This is a genomic window from Streptomyces sp. BI87, from assembly GCF_025957665.1.
Classification (GTDB): Bacteria; Actinomycetota; Actinomycetes; order Streptomycetales; family Streptomycetaceae; genus Streptomyces; species Streptomyces albidoflavus.
Genome location: NZ_CP110079.1, coordinates 6,268,264 through 6,283,366, shown reverse-complemented (window position 1 = coordinate 6,283,366; position 15,103 = coordinate 6,268,264). Strand labels below are relative to the sequence as shown.

Genomic DNA, 15,103 nt, shown 5'->3' with positions numbered 1-15,103 from the left:
AGAGCTTGGGGGGTGCCGGACGAAGGTCCTCGTAGCGGAGCTATTGGGCCTCTGGCCGGTGCGGCGAGAGTGCGTGCCGGGCGCCGTGGGCGCCGTGCGGGATGCGTCAGACACCCCCTGGGCCAAGGGGTCAGCTCGCGGAGCGTCTGAGGAGGAGTTCGCGCAGTCGGCTGGCGTGCCGGCGGGAGACGGCGAGTTCGGCCTCGCCGACGCGTACGCTCATCGAGCCGCCGTCGAGCCGCAGTTCGTCGATGCGGTGGAGGGCGACGAGGTGGCGGCGGTGGATGCGGACGAAGCCGTGCTGCTGCCACCGCTCCTCCAGCGTGGTGAGCGGGATGCGGACCAGGTGGCTGGCGTCCTGGGTGTGCAGCCGCGCGTAGTCGCCCTGGGCCTCGGCGTAGGCGATGTCCTGTACGGCGACGAGGCGGGTGACGCCGCCCAGTTCCACCGGGATGGTGTCGGGGGTGGTGGTGGCGGGCGGCGCGGCCCTGCGGTACCCGAGGGCCTCGGCCTGTTCGGCGACGCGCCGGACGGCTTCGGCGAGGCGTTCGCGGCGGACGGGCTTGAGGACGTAGTCGACGGCCTTGAGGTCGAAGGCGTGGACGGCGAAGCCCTCGTGGGCGGTGACGAAGACGATGAGCGGCGGGCGCGCGAATCCGGCCAGCAGGCGGGCCACGTCGAGTCCGGTGAGCCCGGCCATCTGGATGTCGAGGAAGAGCACGTCGATGGCCTCGTCGCTCTCCGGGCCCGCCTCCACGGCCCGGGTGATGCGCCGCAGCGCCTCGGTGGCGTCCGTCGCTCCTTCGGCCGCGCGCACCCGGGGGTCGGCGCGCAGCAGGTAGAGCAGTTCGGCCAGCGCCGGTTCCTCGTCGTCCACAGCCAGTACGCGCAGCATGCCGGTGGAGTGTAGGCGCAGGTCGCGTTCCGGCCAATCCGTCCGGGCCCTGGCTGGGCCCTGCGGGGCCCGCCGCCGGTTCCCGGCTCACTTGAGCAGGCGGCTGAGGCGACGGTCGGCGAGGACCTTGCCCCCGGTCTGGCAGGTGGGGCAGTACTGGAGGGAGGAGTCGGCGAAGTTGACCGAGCGGACGGTGTCGCCGCAGACGGGGCAGGGTTCGCCCTCCTTGCCGTGGACCCGCAGGTTGGTCTTCTTCTCCTTCTTGAGGTGGCCGGCGGCGACGCCCCGGCCGCGCTCGACGGCCTCCGTGAGGGTGGTGCGGAGCGCCTCGTACAGGGCGGTGGTCTCCTCGTCGGTGAGGCGTCCGGCGTTCTTGAACGGGGAGAGCCGGGCGGCGTGCAGGATCTCGTCGCTGTAGGCGTTGCCGATGCCGGCGATGAGGCTCTGGTCGCGCAGGGCGCCCTTGAGCAGGCGGCTCTCGGGGGCGAGGAGGGTGGCGAGCCGGTCGCGGTCGAAGCCGTCGGCGAGGGGGTCGGGGCCGAGCCGGGCGATGCCGGGGACGTCGGCGGGGTCGCGGACCACGTACACGGCGAGGCGTTTCTGCGTGCCGGCCTCGGTGAGGTCGAAGCCGGAGCCGTCGTCGAGGACGACGCGCAGGGCCAGCGGGCCCTTGCCGGGCCGGGGCGGGGCGGCGGGGACGGTGTCCTGCCACTTCAGCCAGCCCGCCCGGGCCAGGTGGGTGACGAGGTGGAGCGGGCCGACGGTCAGGTCGAGGAACTTGCCGTACCGGTCGACGGCGGTGACCTGCTGCCCGGCGAGCTCGGTGGCGGGCGGGTCGTAGGTCTTCAGGACGTGGAAGGCGACCGGCAGGACCCGCTCCACCGTCCGGCCCACGGCGTGGACGGCGAGGAATTCCCGCAGGGCTTCGACTTCCGGCAGCTCCGGCATGGTTCCAGCCTGCCTCAGCGGCCGCCGGGACGCTTCCCGTACGGCGGAGGTGGCTCAGCGGGGCCCAGGCGGGACGACGAACTCGCACCAGACGCACTTGCCGGTGCCGCGCGCCTCGACGCCCCAGCCGTCGGCGAGCCGGTCCACCAGGAAGAGGCCGCGCCCGGAGACGCCGTCCGCGCCGGCCTCGCGGCGGCGGGGCAGGGCGCTGGAGGTGTCCTCGACCTCGACCCGCAGCCGTCGCTCGGTGCCGGTGAGCACGCGCAGGGTGACGACGGCGGACCCCTCGGTGTGCGTCAGGGCGTTGACGATCATCTCGTCGGCGGCCAGTTCGATCTCGTCGGCGCGTTCGCCCGAGCCCCAGGAGCGGACGGCGGCCCGGATGAGGTGGCGGGCCCCGGAGAGCGCCTCGGGGTCCTCAGGGGCCACGTGCTGGCGCAGCCGTCCGCCCGCCGCCGGGGTGGAGCCGGTGCGGCGGCGCATCAGCAGCATCGCCACGTCGTCCAGGCCGTCGCGGCGGTCGACGTCGGCGCAGAGCACGTCGGCCAGCTCGTCGAGGTCGGCCGGGCCCTCGCGGACCAGCCGGGCCAGGGTGCGGAAGCCGTCGTCCAGGTCGTCGCCGGGACGTTCGACGAGGCCGTCGGTGCAGAGGATGAGGGTGTTGCCGGGGTCGAGTTCGACGGTGGCGACCGGGTACTGGAGCTGCCCGAACTCGGCGGAGAGGCCGAGCGGCATGCCGCCGGGGACGGGGACGCGGGTACAGGTGCCGTCGGCGGCGCGGACCATCGGGTCGAGGTGGCCTGCGCGGACGATCTGGAGGACCCCGGTGGTGAGGTCGGCGTCGGCGTACAGGCAGGTGACGAACCGGTCGGTGTCCAGTTCGCGGAGGAAGGCGGAGGCGCGGGCCATCACGGTGGCGGGTGGGTGGCCCTCGGCGGCGTAGGCACGCAGCACGATGCGCAGCTGTCCCATGACGGCGGCGGCGTGCGTGTCGTGGCCCTGGACGTCGCCGATGACCAGGCCGGTGTGGCCGCCGGGCAGCGGGATGACGTCGTACCAGTCGCCGCCCACGTCGCGCCCGGCCCGCGCCGAGCGGTAGCGCACGGCGATCTGGGCGCCGGGCACGGCGGGGATGGAGCGGGGCAGCATGGCCTGTTGAAGGCCCTCGGCGAGGTCCTTCTCCTGCTCGTAGAAGAGGGCCCGCTGGACGCTCTGGGCGATGGTGGAGCCGAGGCCGATGAGGAGGGTGCGGGCGCGTTCGCCGAACCGGGTGTCGTCGCGGTACAGCACGGCGAGGGCGCCGATGGGGCGGCCCTGGGCGACGAGCGGCAGGTAGGCGGCGGAGCTGATGCCGCTGCGCCGCAGGTGCCCGGTGACGGCCGGGTAGCGCCGTTCGAACTCGGCGCGGCTCTCGATGAAGCGGGGGGTGACGGTGCGGATCGTCTCGGCCATCGGGTACGGCTCGTCGAGCCGGAAGTGTTCGGCCTCGCGGATGAAGCCGAGGGCCGGCCCGGTCGCCCGCAGCCGGACGCGGCCGCCTTCGAGCAGGCCGAGGGCGATGTCGGAGGCTCCGAGGCGTTCCAGGGAGCGCGGGTCCTCCAGGACCTCGATCACGTCGGCGAGGGTGCGGGCGCCGGCGAGGGCGTCGGTGGTGGACTGGACGATGCCGGCCTCGCGGCGGCGCCGGTCGATACGGCGGCTGCGGGCGGTGGTGTCGTTGAGTTCCTGGGTGGCGTCGCGGATCAGGCCGACGATGCGCAGCGGCCGGCCCTCTTCGTCGCGGCGGATGTACCCCTGGGTGTGGGTCCAGCGCGGCGTGCCGTCGCGCAGCCGCATCCGGAAGTACGCGCCGTAGTTCTCCACGCCCGCCTTGAGCGCCTCGGCGACGGTCTCGTCCAGGCGGCGCCCCTCGTCCTCGGGAATCCGGACGGAGAGCGTCTCGGGGTTGTTGTCGTACTCGCTCGGGCGCATGTCGAAGACGGCCAGCGCCTGGCTGTCCATCGCCATCAGGCCGCTGTCCAGGTCCCAGTCGAAGCTGCCGATGCGGTTCAGGGCCAGGATCGGGTCCGGGTCCGCCGGCCAGTCGTCCGGGAGGGAGTGGGCGTTCGCACCCCGGTCAGCCATGTCCCCACTCTCCCACCGCTTGGCAGATAGGTCGATATTTTCCCGTTCCGGGCGGAAATGCGGGGGCGCGGGGGCGGCGGGGGTGACGATGGGCGCGCCCCGGCACGGAGGAGAGGCCCGATGGAATGGTTCGCGGCACCGGAGTACTGGCTGAGCCGCCTGGTCTTCCAGAAGCTGCTGGCCCTGCTCTACCTGGTCGCCTTCCTCGCCACCGCGCTCCAGTTCCGCGCGCTCAACGGCAGCCGGGGGATGACCCCGGTCCGGGAGTCGGTGAGCTGGGCCCAGTGGCGCCACTCGCCCAGCCTGCTGCTGCCGCGCCGCTCGGACCGGCTCACCGCCTGCTGCGCCTGGACGGGGTGTGCCCTCTCGGCGGCGCTGCTGGCCGGCGCCGACCAGCTGCTGCCGCTGTGGGGCGCGATGCTGCTGTGGACGGCGCCGTGGGTGCTGTACCTGTCCTTCGTCAACACCGGGAGCCTCTGGTACGGCTTCGGGTGGGAACTGCTGATCCTGGAGGCGGGCTTCCTCGCCGTTCTGCTGGGCAACGACCGGGTGGCCCCGCCGCTGCCGGTCCTGCTCCTGCTGCGCTGGGCGCTCTTCCGGCTGGAGTTCGGCGCGGGGCTGATCAAGTGGCGCGGGGACCGCTGCTGGCGGGAGCTGACCTGCCTGTACCACCACCACGAGACGCAGCCCATGCCCGGACCGCTGAGCCGTCTCTTCCACCTGCTGCCACGCCCGGTGCACCGGGTGGAGGCCGCCGCCAACCACGTGGTGCAGCTCGGGGTGCCCTTCCTCCTCTTCACCCCGCAGCCGGTGGCGAGCGCGGCCGCCTGCCTGATGATCGCCACCCAGCTCTGGCTGGTCGCCTCGGGCAACTTCGCGTGGCTGAACTGGCTGACCATCGCCCTGGCGGTCACCGCCCTGGACCTCACCCCCCTCGCCGGGGACCGCGCCTTCGCCTCTCCCCCGCTCTGGTACGTGGTCGTGGTGTGCGCGTCGACGGCCGGACTGCTCGCCCTCAGTTACCGCCCGGCCCGCAACCTGCTCTCGCGGCAACAGGCGATGAACCGCTCCTGGGACCCGCTCCGGCTGGTCAACTCCTACGGCGCCTTCGGCTCGGTCAGCCGGGTCCGCCACGAACTGGTGGTGGAGGGCACCGACGACCCCGCACCGGGCCCCGGGACGCGGTGGCTGGCGTACGAGTTCCGGGGGAAGCCCGGCGATCCGGCCCGGCGGCCGCGCCAGTTCGCCCCGTACCATCTGCGGCTCGACTGGATGATGTGGTTCGCGGCACTCTCCCCGGCGTTCGCCCGGCCGTGGTTCGACGGCTTCCTGGAGCGCCTGCTCACCGGCGACCGGGACACCCTGCGGCTGCTGCGGCACAGCCCGTTCCCGCCCGGCGCGCCGCCGGTCCACGTGCGGGTGCTGCTCTACCGCTACCGGTTCACCACCCGGGAGGAACGGCGGGCGACCGGCGACTGGTGGCACCGGACCTTCGTCCGCGAGCAGACCGGACCCACGCGGCTGGGCGGCGGGCCCGACGGGCGGACCTGACGCCACCGGCGACGACCCGGCCGGTTATGTCCGAAAACGGCCCCCTCGGTGGTGGTCACCGAAGGGGCCGTGCTGCTACGGGGCCATCACGGCCGGAGCCTGGTCGCCCGGCCGGGCTGGTGCCCGGCCCCGGCCCGGCGGAGGCGTCGTACGCCGCCACGGGGCCGTGAGGCCGGGGCGTCCGGGGCCGCCCGGGGCGTCAGTCGACGCTGGGCAGGATGTGCGGTTCGGCGAGGTCGTCCTCGTAGCCCGCGAGCCGGATCGGCGCCGACCGCGACCACACTTCGAGGCAGCCGGGGTTCTGGCTGGCCTTGATCCGGCGGTCCTGCCGGACGGGGAGAGGTTCGTCCTGGACGGTCTGTTCTGGTGTCACCGCGCACTCCTTCGTTTCCGTTACCCGTCGGGTGCCGCGCGTCCGGCTTCCTGCCGGGGCGCCCGCCCTCATGGGTCCTGCTGCTCGAGGCCGTTCGGGCGCGGTGGCGCCGGGAATCGTGCGGGAGGGCCACCGGGTGACCGGTGAGTCCCGGGGACGCGCCGTGGGTGAGGTGGAACCCTGATGGGCTGTCCGTCGCCCAGACTAACCAAATGAGCGGCGCCGCGCTCGATGGCGCTCGAATCGCGGACGGAATGTCAGGACGAACCCACCTCATCCGGCCATGATCCGCCAACGCCGCACGGCCCGCCCCTCCGGAGGAGGAACGGGCCGTGCGGGTGCGTGCGGCCAGGGCGGTGCTACCGCCTCACCACTGGCCGGGGGCGTAGTCCTTGAGGAAGACCCCGTACAGGTCCTCCCCCGCCTCGCCGCGAACCACCGGGTCGTAGACGCGGGCGGCGCCGTCGACCAGGTCCAGCGGGGCGTGGAAGCCCTCCTCGGCGAGGCGCATCTTGTCCGGGTGCGGACGCTCGTCGGTGATCCAGCCGGTGTCGACGGCGGTCATCAGGATGCGGTCCTTCTCGAACATCTCCTGGGCGCTGGTGCGGGTCAGCATGTTCAGCGCGGCCTTGGCCATGTTCGTGTGCGGGTGGCCGGCGCCCTTGTAGCCCCGGCCGAACACGCCCTCCATGGCGGAGACGTTGACGATGTAGGCGCGCCCGGCCTGCTCGGCGGCGGCGGCCATCACCGGCCGGAGGCGGCTGATGAGGATGAACGGCGCGGTGGAGTTGCAGAGCTGCACCTCCAGCAGTTCCACCGGGTCGACCTCGTCCACGGTCTGCACCCAGCTGTTGGAGTCGTGCAGGTCCGGGACGAGCCCGCCGGCGTCGATGGCGGTGCCCGCGGCGATCCGGGCCGGGGTCGCGGAGCCGGTGACGAGCGCCAGTTCGGTGATGTCCTGGGCGCTCAGCCCGCCCTGGCGGGGGCCGGGCAGGGCGGCGACCGCGCCGGAGCCGAAGCCCCCGATGACCTCGGAGGCGGGCAGCTCACCGGCGGGCAGCGGCGCTGACTCGGCACCGAGCAGCTCGCTGTACGCCTGCGGGGAGCGGCGTACCGTCTGCGCGGCGTTGTTGATGAGGATGTCGAGGCGGCCCTCGGCGGCCAGCGAGTCGCTGAGGGCGACCACCTGGGCGGGGTCGCGCAGGTCTATGCCGACGATCTTGAGCCGGTGAATCCACTCGTCGCTGTCCGGCATCGCCTTGAAACGGCGGATGGCGTCGTTGGGGAAGCGCGTGGTGACGGTGGTGTGGGCGCCGTCGCGCAGCAGGCGCAGGGCGATGTACATGCCGATCTTGGCGCGGCCACCGGTGAGCAGGGCGCGCTTGCCGGTGAGGTCGGTGCGGGCGTCGCGGCGCTCGCGGTTCTCGTGGGCGCAGCTCTGGCAGAGCTGGTGGTAGAAGACGTCGACCTCGACGTAGCGGGTCTTGCAGATGTAGCAGGAGCGGGGGCGCTGGAGCACCCCGGCGATGGTGCCCGCGGCAGTGGCGGTGGGCAGCAGGCCCTGCGTCTCGTCGTCGATGCGGTCGGCGGACCCGGTCGCGGTCGCCTCGGTCACCGACCGGTCGTGGGCGGTCTTGGCGGCCCTGCGCTCCTGGCGGCGGCGCTGCTTGACCGTCCGGTAGATCCCGGCCGTGGCGCGGCGCACGGTGATCGCGTCGGGGTGGTCGATCTCCAGGCCGTCCAGCTCGTCCAGGACCGACAGGCAGACGGCCAGACGTTCGGGATCGATTCCGGGGCCGAATTCCTGGCCCTCGGGTGCCACCGTCATCGTTGTTCCTCGTGTGTTCGTCCGCGGGGTCCCGGGGCGGTGCCGGCCGGGACGCGCTTCTCGCGGGGCGGGGCGGCTCGCCGGTACCGGCGGCCCCGCCAATTTTGCCATGCCGCCCGGGTACGGCGGTCGGGCCGGGTTCCAGGGGCGGTGAGCGGGCAGGAGCGGGAGACTGAAGAGAGGCGGGGACCGTCGGCGCAAGGCGGTGGCCCCTGCACGGGACGGGAGGGATCGCGGCCTCGTGTACTCCAGCGGCAGTCGGCGCGAGGGCCTCCGTGGAACGACGACACGGGCCATGTCCCCCGGCAGAGGGCGGCGCCGCTTGGGAGCCGAATCGCATGAATGATCTGACACTGTCGCTGCTGATGTGCCTGGCGTCCGCGCTCGCGTACGCGGGCGCGGCGATCGTGCAGGAGCGGGTGGCCGAGGAACAGGGCCCGGCCTTCGTCCCCTGGCGGCGTCCTGCCTGGTGGGGCGCGGTGTCGCTGAACGGCTCGGGCGCCGTTCTGCACGTCCTGGCGCTCGCCTACGGACCCCTGACACTGGTGCAGCCGCTGGGCGCGCTGACCATAGTCTTCGCCCTGCCGATGGCGGCGCTGCTGGTGGGCCGCAAGGCCGGTGCGACCGCCTGGCGCGGAGCGCTGATGGCCACGGTCGGCCTGGCCGGTCTGCTCGCGCTCACCGGTTCACCGGGGAACGGCGGCCCCGACGCGACGGAACGCACCCTCCTGGTGATTGTCACCGGTGCCACGGTGTTCGTCCTGGCCGGCGCGGCGCTGGCGGCGCACCGGCATCCGGCGGTGCGCGGCGGACTGCTGGCGGCGGCGGGCGGGGTGGCCTTCGGCATCGCCTCGGTCTTCACCAAGATCGTCACGCAGGCGCTGGGCAGCCGTGGTCTCCTCGGCCAGATCCCTGACCTGGCGGTGGTCGCTGTGCTGGCGGTGGGCGGACTGCTCCTCTCCCAGGCGTCCTACCGGGGAGCCGGCCTGGCCGCGCCGCTGGCCACGGTCACGGTGGTCAACCCGGTCGCCGCAGCGGCGGTCGGGATCGCGCTCTTCGGCGAGGGGTTCCGGTACGGCACGGCGGGCACGGTACTGGCTCTGAGCTGCGGGGTGGTCGCCGCCGGAGGGCTGATCCTGCTCACCACGGAACGCATGCGGACGCACGCCACCGCCTCGGAGCGGCGGCAGGCCGCCCCGGGCCCGGCCGGGGCGGAGCCGGCCGGGCCCGAGGCGGCCCGGCACGGCTGAGCCGGACCCGGCCTGCGGCGGTCACACCTTGACGCCGCCTCCCCGGAGATAGGCGAGCGGGTCGATGTCGCTGCCGAAGCCGGGACCGGTCCGCACCTCGAAGTGGAGGTGGGGGCCGCTGCTGTTGCCGGTCGAGCCGGAGCGGGCGATGCGCTGCCCGGCCTGCACGCTCTGCCCGCTCCTGACGGTGAGCGCGGAGAGGTGGGCGTACTGCGAGTACTTGCCGTCGGTGTGCTTGATGACGACCTGGTAGCCGTACGAGCCGCCCCAGCCGGCCGAGACGACCGTGCCCGAGGCGGCGGCCTTGACGCTGGTCCCGGTGGGGACGGGGAAGTCGACCCCGGTGTGGTACCCCTTCGACCAGGAGGACCCGGAGGCCCGGTACGGAGTGCCCGTCCCCGCGTCCACCGGGGAGCTGAAGCGGGCGCTGCTCGGCGCGGAGACCTTCTTGGCCTCCTCGGCCTTCTTCTTCGCCGCCGCCTGCTTGGCCTCCTCTGCCTTCTTGGCGGCCGCCGCCTTCCTGGCCTCCTCGGCCTTCTTCGCCTCCGCCGCCTTCCTGGCCTCCTCGGCCTTCTTCGCCTCCGCCGCCTTGGCCGCCGCCTTCTCGGCCGCCTGCTTGCCGGTCGGCTCCGGCCCTGTCCGGTCCTTGGCCCGGGGGGCCGGGCGGTCCTTGGGCGGGGTGGCGGCGCCGGGCTTCAGCTGGAGGCGCTGGCCGGGGACGATCAGGTCGGGGTCGGTGCCGACCCGCTCGCGGTTGGCCTGGTAGAGCCGCTGCCAGCCGCCCTTGACCCGCTGCTCCTCGGCGATCTGGGAGAGGGTGTCCCCGCGGACCACGGTGTACATCTCCGCGGTGCCGGCCTTGGACTGCGGGGTGGTGGTGGGCGTGGCCGCCGGGGCCTTGGCGGGCCGGGGGGCCGGGGCCGCCTCGGGCGCCGCGGGGGCCGGACCGCCCCGGGTCAGCCCCGCCTTCTGGGAGCAGGCGGGCCAGGCGCCGGGGCCCTGGCCGTCGAGCACCTTCTCGGCGACCGCGATCTGCTGGTCCTTGGAGGCGAGGTCGGCCCGGCTCGCGTAGGCGCCGCCGCCGTACGCCTCCCAGGTGGACTGCTTGAACTGGAGGCCGCCGTAGTAGCCGTTGCCGGTGTTGATGCTCCAGTCGCCGGAGGACTCGCAGGCGGCGACCTTGGCCCAGGTGTCGGCGGAGGCGGCGTCGGCCGTACCGGCCGCGACCAGCGGTAAGGCCAGCCCGGCCCCGCCCGCCGTGACGGTGAGTGACGCGCGGTTGATTCTGCTCTGCTGCCGGCGCCGGTGACGTCCGCGTACGGCCATGACAGGCCCCCCTTGACTCTTGCGCGCCCGGGGCCCGCCCCGGCCGGGCGTGGTGTGAGGACCCGAACGTAACGGGGGCCAACGCTCCGTGACAAGGGGGCGCACAGCGGGCGCACGGGGCACCGGGTCCGCACGGGGCGGCCGGGTGTGGGGTGGCGGGCGGCGGGCAGGCGGCGCCGGGCGCGCGGACCTGCGGCCACGCGCCGATACTGACCTGACGCCCTACCTTTCCCTCCCTTCCCGAACGTGTGAGAGAGACGGCCATGAGTGAGACAGCCCAGCCCCCTGGTACCGCGCAGATCGGCGTCACCGGCCTGGCGGTGATGGGCCGCAACCTGGCCCGGAACTTCGCCCGGAACGGCTACACCGTCGCGGTGCACAACCGCACCGCCGCCAAGACCGAGGAGCTGGTCTCCGACTTCGGTGACGAGGGTGCCTTCCTGCCCGCCACCACCCCCGAGGAACTGGTCGAGTCGCTGGAGCGGCCCCGGCGGGTGCTGGTCATGGTGAAGGCCGGCGCTCCGACCGACGCGGTGATCGAGGAGTTCGCCCCGCTCCTGGAGAAGGGCGACATGATCATCGACGGCGGCAACGCCCACTTCGAGGACACCCGGCGCCGCGAGCAGGCCCTCCGCGAGCGCGGCATCCACTTCGTCGGCACCGGGGTCTCCGGCGGCGAGGAGGGCGCACTGCACGGCCCGTCGATCATGCCGGGCGGCTCCGCCGAGTCCTACGACTCGCTCGGCCCCATGCTGGGGAAGATCTCCGCGAAGGCCGAGGACGGCACCCCCTGCGTCACCCACGTCGGGCCGGACGGAGCGGGCCACTTCGTCAAGATGGTCCACAACGGGATCGAGTACGCCGACATGCAGCTCATCGGCGAGGCGTACCAGCTGCTGCGGGAAGTGGGTGGCTACTCCCCCGCCGAGATCGCGGAGATCTTCCGGACCTGGAACACCGGGCGGCTCGACTCCTACCTCATCGAGATCACCGCCGAGGTGCTCGCCCACACCGACGCGGCCACCGGTGAGCCGTTCGTCGACGTGGTCCTCGACCAGGCCGAGCAGAAGGGCACCGGGCGGTGGACCGTGCAGAGCGCGCTCGACCTCGGCGTGCCGGTCTCCGGGATCGCCGAGGCGGTCTTCGCCCGCGCGGTCTCCGGCCACGCCGATCTGCGCAAGACCTCACGGCACCTCGCCGGGCCCACCCCGCGAAAGCTCTCCGAGGACGAGGCCGCCACCTTCGCCGACCAGGTCGAACAGGCCCTCTACGCCTCGAAGATCGTCGCCTACACCCAGGGGTTCCACCAGATCGCCGTCGGCAGCGAGCAGTACGGCTGGAACATCGACCTCGGCAGGATCGCCGCGATCTGGCGCGCCGGCTGCATCATCCGCGCCGCCTTCCTCGACCGCGTCACCCGGGCCTACGACGCCCAGCCCGGGATGGTGAGCCTCCTGGCCGACCAGGGCTTCGCCGACGAGACCGCCGCCGCCCAGGACGACTGGCGCGCCGTCGTCGCCACCGCCGTCACCAACGGCGTCCCCACCCCAGGCTTCGCCGCCACCCTCGCCTACTACGACTCCCTGCGCGCCCCCCGCCTCCCCGCCGCCCTCACCCAGGGCCAGCGCGACTACTTCGGCGCCCACACCTACCACCGCACCGACCGCACCGGCACCTTCCACACCCTCTGGGGCGGCGACCGGAGCGAGACCGGGAGCTGACGCCGTCCGGCACCGCGACGCGACTCCCGGGGAGCCGCCCGCGCGCCGGAGCAGAGCGAACGAGGGCCCGGAGGTGTGAGCCGTCGACCGCCCCGTCGTCCATCTCCAGCAGTCCCGCCTTGCGCAAGTCGGCCGGCAGCCGCCGCCAGGCCGTCACACCACTGCAACCGATCCGCTCTGCGGGCACCTCGGCCCAGCTCACCCCTCAGCCCACAGCCAAGCTCATTCTGGAATGATCAGTTCTCCTCCGGGGAAAGCGCCGCACGCCACCCGGACCGGGGTTCAACGTCTGATTCTGCAGTCTGCGGTCGGGCCGCTTCCTGGCCCGACCGCAGCACAGCTGTGCCGAAGGCCCGGCAGTTCCTCCGTCAGCGAGGGGTACGCCCGCACTGCGGAGCCCATGGAACCGTGCTGCTCCTGCGAGTCCTCCGAGGTGGCGCCGTCACGCGCCGGTAGAGATGTCGCGGCGTCGGTAAGCGGCGATGGCGCAAGCGCCGATGGCTCCTGCGAGGCCGCAGAGGACGGTGATCGCGGCGATGCCGAGGTCGTCCGCCGGGTACTCCCCGACCTGTTCGAAGGGAGACACGGACAGTGCGGTGTCCGGGAGTTCGAGCAGGGGGCCGAAGAATCCGACTACGGCTCCGTAGCCCACCACGATCCACGCCAGGGGGAGAGCGCGTGGGACGGCCCCGTAGAGGAGGGCCGCCAGGGCAAGCACCAGCCAGACCGCGGGGGTGTGCGCGACGTGACCGAGGAGGACGTCACCGAACAAACTCGCCTCCCCTGTGCTGGCGGCGGCGCCGAAACCGTCGCCAAGACCGGCGAGAAGGAGCAGCCATGCCGCCGTCAGTCCGATCACCACGAGGTGGCTTGCCAACCAGGCAGGCCGGCTGACCGCAGTGGCCAGAACAGGCTCCGTCCTGCCCTCGCTCTCCTCACTTCGGAGTGTCTGCATGGCGAGGATGGCGTATGCCGTGGTGATGAAGGCCCACATCAGGCCCATCAGGCCGAGGTACCCGTTGAGGAGGTCTTCGCTGCCGCCCATCACCGCGACCAGGTCTTCCGGGGCGTCCTCGAAGCCGTCGAGCAGAGCCTGGGTGAACGATCCGTAGGCGAGGCCGCCGACGAGGACGGCTGAGCTCCACCCGATGACGGACGCACGATGCAGCCGGAAGGCGAGGGTCAGCGGAGAGTTGAGCCAGCGTGCTGCTCGGCGCGGCCCAAGGCGTGGCGGGGCCAGCCCGGCACCGACGTCACGGCGAGCGGAGAGACGGAACCCGACGGCCGCGGTGGCTGCTGCCAGCGCGGCGGAGAGGAGAAGTGGCCACCACCTGTCGAGGGTGTAAGGGGCTGCCTGCTGCGACCAGCCGATGGGCGACAGCCACGACAGCCACGAGGGTCCACTGCCCTGGACGTGCGCCATGTCGCCGAGCGCGCGCAGCACGAACGCGCCTCCGAGGACCGCGCCGGCGATCCCGGAGGCTCCGCGCGAATACTCCGAGACCTGGACCGCCACCGCCGTGATCCCGGCGAAGGCCAGGGCACAGGCGCCTGCACTCGCGCCGAAAGTGAGGGATCCGGCCGCGTCGTGTCCGCGTCCGGCCATGACGCCGGTGATCAGCAGAGAGAGCAGGACGGCCATGAGCCCCGTGAGGGCCAACGCCGCCGTCAGCTGTGCGTGGCGGCCGAGGACATTGGCACGGACAAGTTCGGTACGCCCCGCTTGTTCCTCGACCCTCGTGTGGCGGACGACCGTCAGCAAGGCCATGAGTCCGGCACCGGTGACGATGTACAGGCCGTACTGGCCCGCGAGGAAGCGCTCGATGGTGAGCGCGTCGAACCCGAATCCTGGGCCGCCGAACATCGCACCCGCCGGCGAGCCGGCAAACTGGGAGAAGCTGGCGAGGTCTTCCTCGGTCTTCAGCAGCGTGCCCAGTGCCGTGGCGAAGTAGGTCATCAGCAGCGTCAGACCCAGCACCCAGGCCGGGAGACGGATACGGTCCCGTCGGAGCATGAAGCGCAACAGGACACCCGTTCCGGTGAACGGCCCGCCACGAGCAGCGGCCACGCCGGTGAGGCGGGGTTCGGCGAGAGCGGTCATCGCGCCACACCGCCGTTCTCGGTGACGATCGCACCAGGCGGCACGTCGCCGTGCGCCGTCGCGTCACCGTAGTGGCGCAGCAGCAGCTGTTCGAGCGTCGGGGGATGCGCCGTGAGCCCCTGCACCTCGTACTCCCCCAGGCGCTGCACCAGGTGGGGGAGGTGGTCACTGTCGACGTCGAAGCGAACGCGTCCCCGTTCGCTGCGCAGATCGTGCACTCCCGGCAGCGCGGCGAGCGAGCCCGCCGGCTGTCGGGTGACGAGCTCGACGGACGTCCGGGTCAGGTGCCGCAGCTCCTCGAGCGAACCGCTCTCCACGATCCTGCCCTGCCGGACGATCGAGACCCGGTCGGCCAGCGCTTCGACCTGGGCGAGGATGTGGCTGGACAGCAGCACCGTACGGCCTGCCGCCCTGGCCTCACGGATGCACTCCTGGAACACGGCCTCCATCAGCGGATCGAGTCCGGCCGTCGGCTCGTCGAGCAGCAGCAGCTCGACGTCGCAGGCCAGCGCGGAGATCAGCGCGACCTTCTGCCGGTTGCCCTTGGAGTAGGTGCGCCCCTTCTTGCGGGGGTCGAGGTCGAACCGCCCGCACAACTCGTCCCGGCGGGCGGCGTCGGCTCCCCCACGCAGCCGGGCGAAGAGGTCGATCGCCTCTCCTCCGGTCAGATTGGGCCAGAGCTCCACATCGCCGGGTACGTAGGCGAGACGACGGTGCAGCGGCACGGCGTCGGCCCACGGGTCGCGGCCGAACAACCGAGCCGTTCCGCCGTCCTGTCGCAGGAGGCCGAGAAGGACTCGGATGGTGGTGGACTTGCCCGCGCCGTTGGGGCCGAGGAAACCGTGCACTTCTCCGGGCTGCACGGTCAGGTCGAGCTGGTCCAGGGCCCGGGTGTTTCCGAAGGACTTGACGATTCCGCGCATCTCGATGGCAGGTGTCATGGGGATACCTCATCGCTGGTCGTGGGTCTTCCCGGCGCACGCGCG

General features: G+C 72.9%; 11 protein-coding genes. 3 read left to right on the top strand and 8 right to left on the bottom strand.

What is annotated here, in order from left to right:
- Positions 1 to 130: 130 nt before the first annotated feature.
- The 3 genes from OIM89_RS28140 to OIM89_RS28130 form a co-directional block, all read right to left on the bottom strand.
- Complete coding sequence (locus OIM89_RS28140) at positions 131 to 895, bottom strand: LytR/AlgR family response regulator transcription factor (protein ID WP_018471082.1); 765 nt, start codon at positions 893 to 895, stop codon at positions 131 to 133.
- 87 nt (positions 896 to 982) lie between these two features.
- On the bottom strand, positions 983 to 1,843 hold the full coding sequence (locus OIM89_RS28135) for an Fpg/Nei family DNA glycosylase (RefSeq protein WP_264491713.1): 861 nt from the start codon (positions 1,841 to 1,843) through the stop codon (positions 983 to 985).
- A 54-nt stretch (positions 1,844 to 1,897) separates the two neighbouring features.
- Positions 1,898 to 3,967, bottom strand: a complete 2,070-nt coding sequence (locus OIM89_RS28130) for a SpoIIE family protein phosphatase (protein WP_151170217.1) — start codon at positions 3,965 to 3,967, stop codon at positions 1,898 to 1,900.
- A 120-nt stretch (positions 3,968 to 4,087) separates the two neighbouring features.
- Between OIM89_RS28130 and OIM89_RS28125 the strand changes: the two genes are divergently transcribed.
- Entirely contained in the window at positions 4,088 to 5,518 is a 1,431-nt protein-coding gene (locus OIM89_RS28125; protein ID WP_217467676.1) for a lipase maturation factor family protein, read from the top strand.
- A gap of 199 nt (positions 5,519 to 5,717) precedes the next feature.
- Here the strand turns inward: OIM89_RS28125 and OIM89_RS28120 are convergent, their stop codons facing one another.
- Positions 5,718 to 5,891 (bottom strand): hypothetical protein, encoded by a 174-nt coding sequence (locus OIM89_RS28120; protein WP_162911794.1) that lies wholly within the window; start codon positions 5,889 to 5,891, stop codon positions 5,718 to 5,720.
- A 367-nt stretch (positions 5,892 to 6,258) separates the two neighbouring features.
- Positions 6,259 to 7,719: an SDR family NAD(P)-dependent oxidoreductase gene (locus OIM89_RS28115; RefSeq protein WP_030695345.1), complete on the bottom strand. Its 1,461-nt coding sequence runs from the start codon at positions 7,717 to 7,719 to the stop codon at positions 6,259 to 6,261.
- A gap of 338 nt (positions 7,720 to 8,057) precedes the next feature.
- Between OIM89_RS28115 and OIM89_RS28110 the strand changes: the two genes are divergently transcribed.
- Positions 8,058 to 8,969: a DMT family transporter gene (locus OIM89_RS28110; RefSeq protein ID WP_030695344.1), complete on the top strand. Its 912-nt coding sequence runs from the start codon at positions 8,058 to 8,060 to the stop codon at positions 8,967 to 8,969.
- Between the two features lie 21 nt (positions 8,970 to 8,990).
- On the opposite strand, the gene OIM89_RS28105 is transcribed toward OIM89_RS28110, so the two are convergent.
- On the bottom strand, positions 8,991 to 10,295 hold the full coding sequence (locus OIM89_RS28105) for a transglycosylase family protein (RefSeq protein WP_217467675.1): 1,305 nt from the start codon (positions 10,293 to 10,295) through the stop codon (positions 8,991 to 8,993).
- A 263-nt stretch (positions 10,296 to 10,558) separates the two neighbouring features.
- On the opposite strand from OIM89_RS28105, the gene gndA reads away from it, so the two are divergent.
- Complete coding sequence (gndA, locus tag OIM89_RS28100) at positions 10,559 to 12,016, top strand: NADP-dependent phosphogluconate dehydrogenase (protein WP_226964967.1); 1,458 nt, start codon at positions 10,559 to 10,561, stop codon at positions 12,014 to 12,016.
- 442 nt (positions 12,017 to 12,458) lie between these two features.
- Here gndA and OIM89_RS28090 read toward each other — a convergent pair whose 3' ends face one another.
- Entirely contained in the window at positions 12,459 to 14,117 is a 1,659-nt protein-coding gene (locus tag OIM89_RS28090; RefSeq protein ID WP_226964968.1) for an ABC transporter permease, read from the bottom strand.
- A complete protein-coding gene (locus tag OIM89_RS28085) occupies positions 14,114 to 15,058 on the bottom strand; it encodes an ATP-binding cassette domain-containing protein (RefSeq protein ID WP_195731316.1) in 945 nt (314 codons plus the stop codon). Before OIM89_RS28085 ends, OIM89_RS28090 begins: the two co-directional genes overlap by 4 nt.
- Between the last annotated feature and the right edge of the window lie 45 nt (positions 15,059 to 15,103).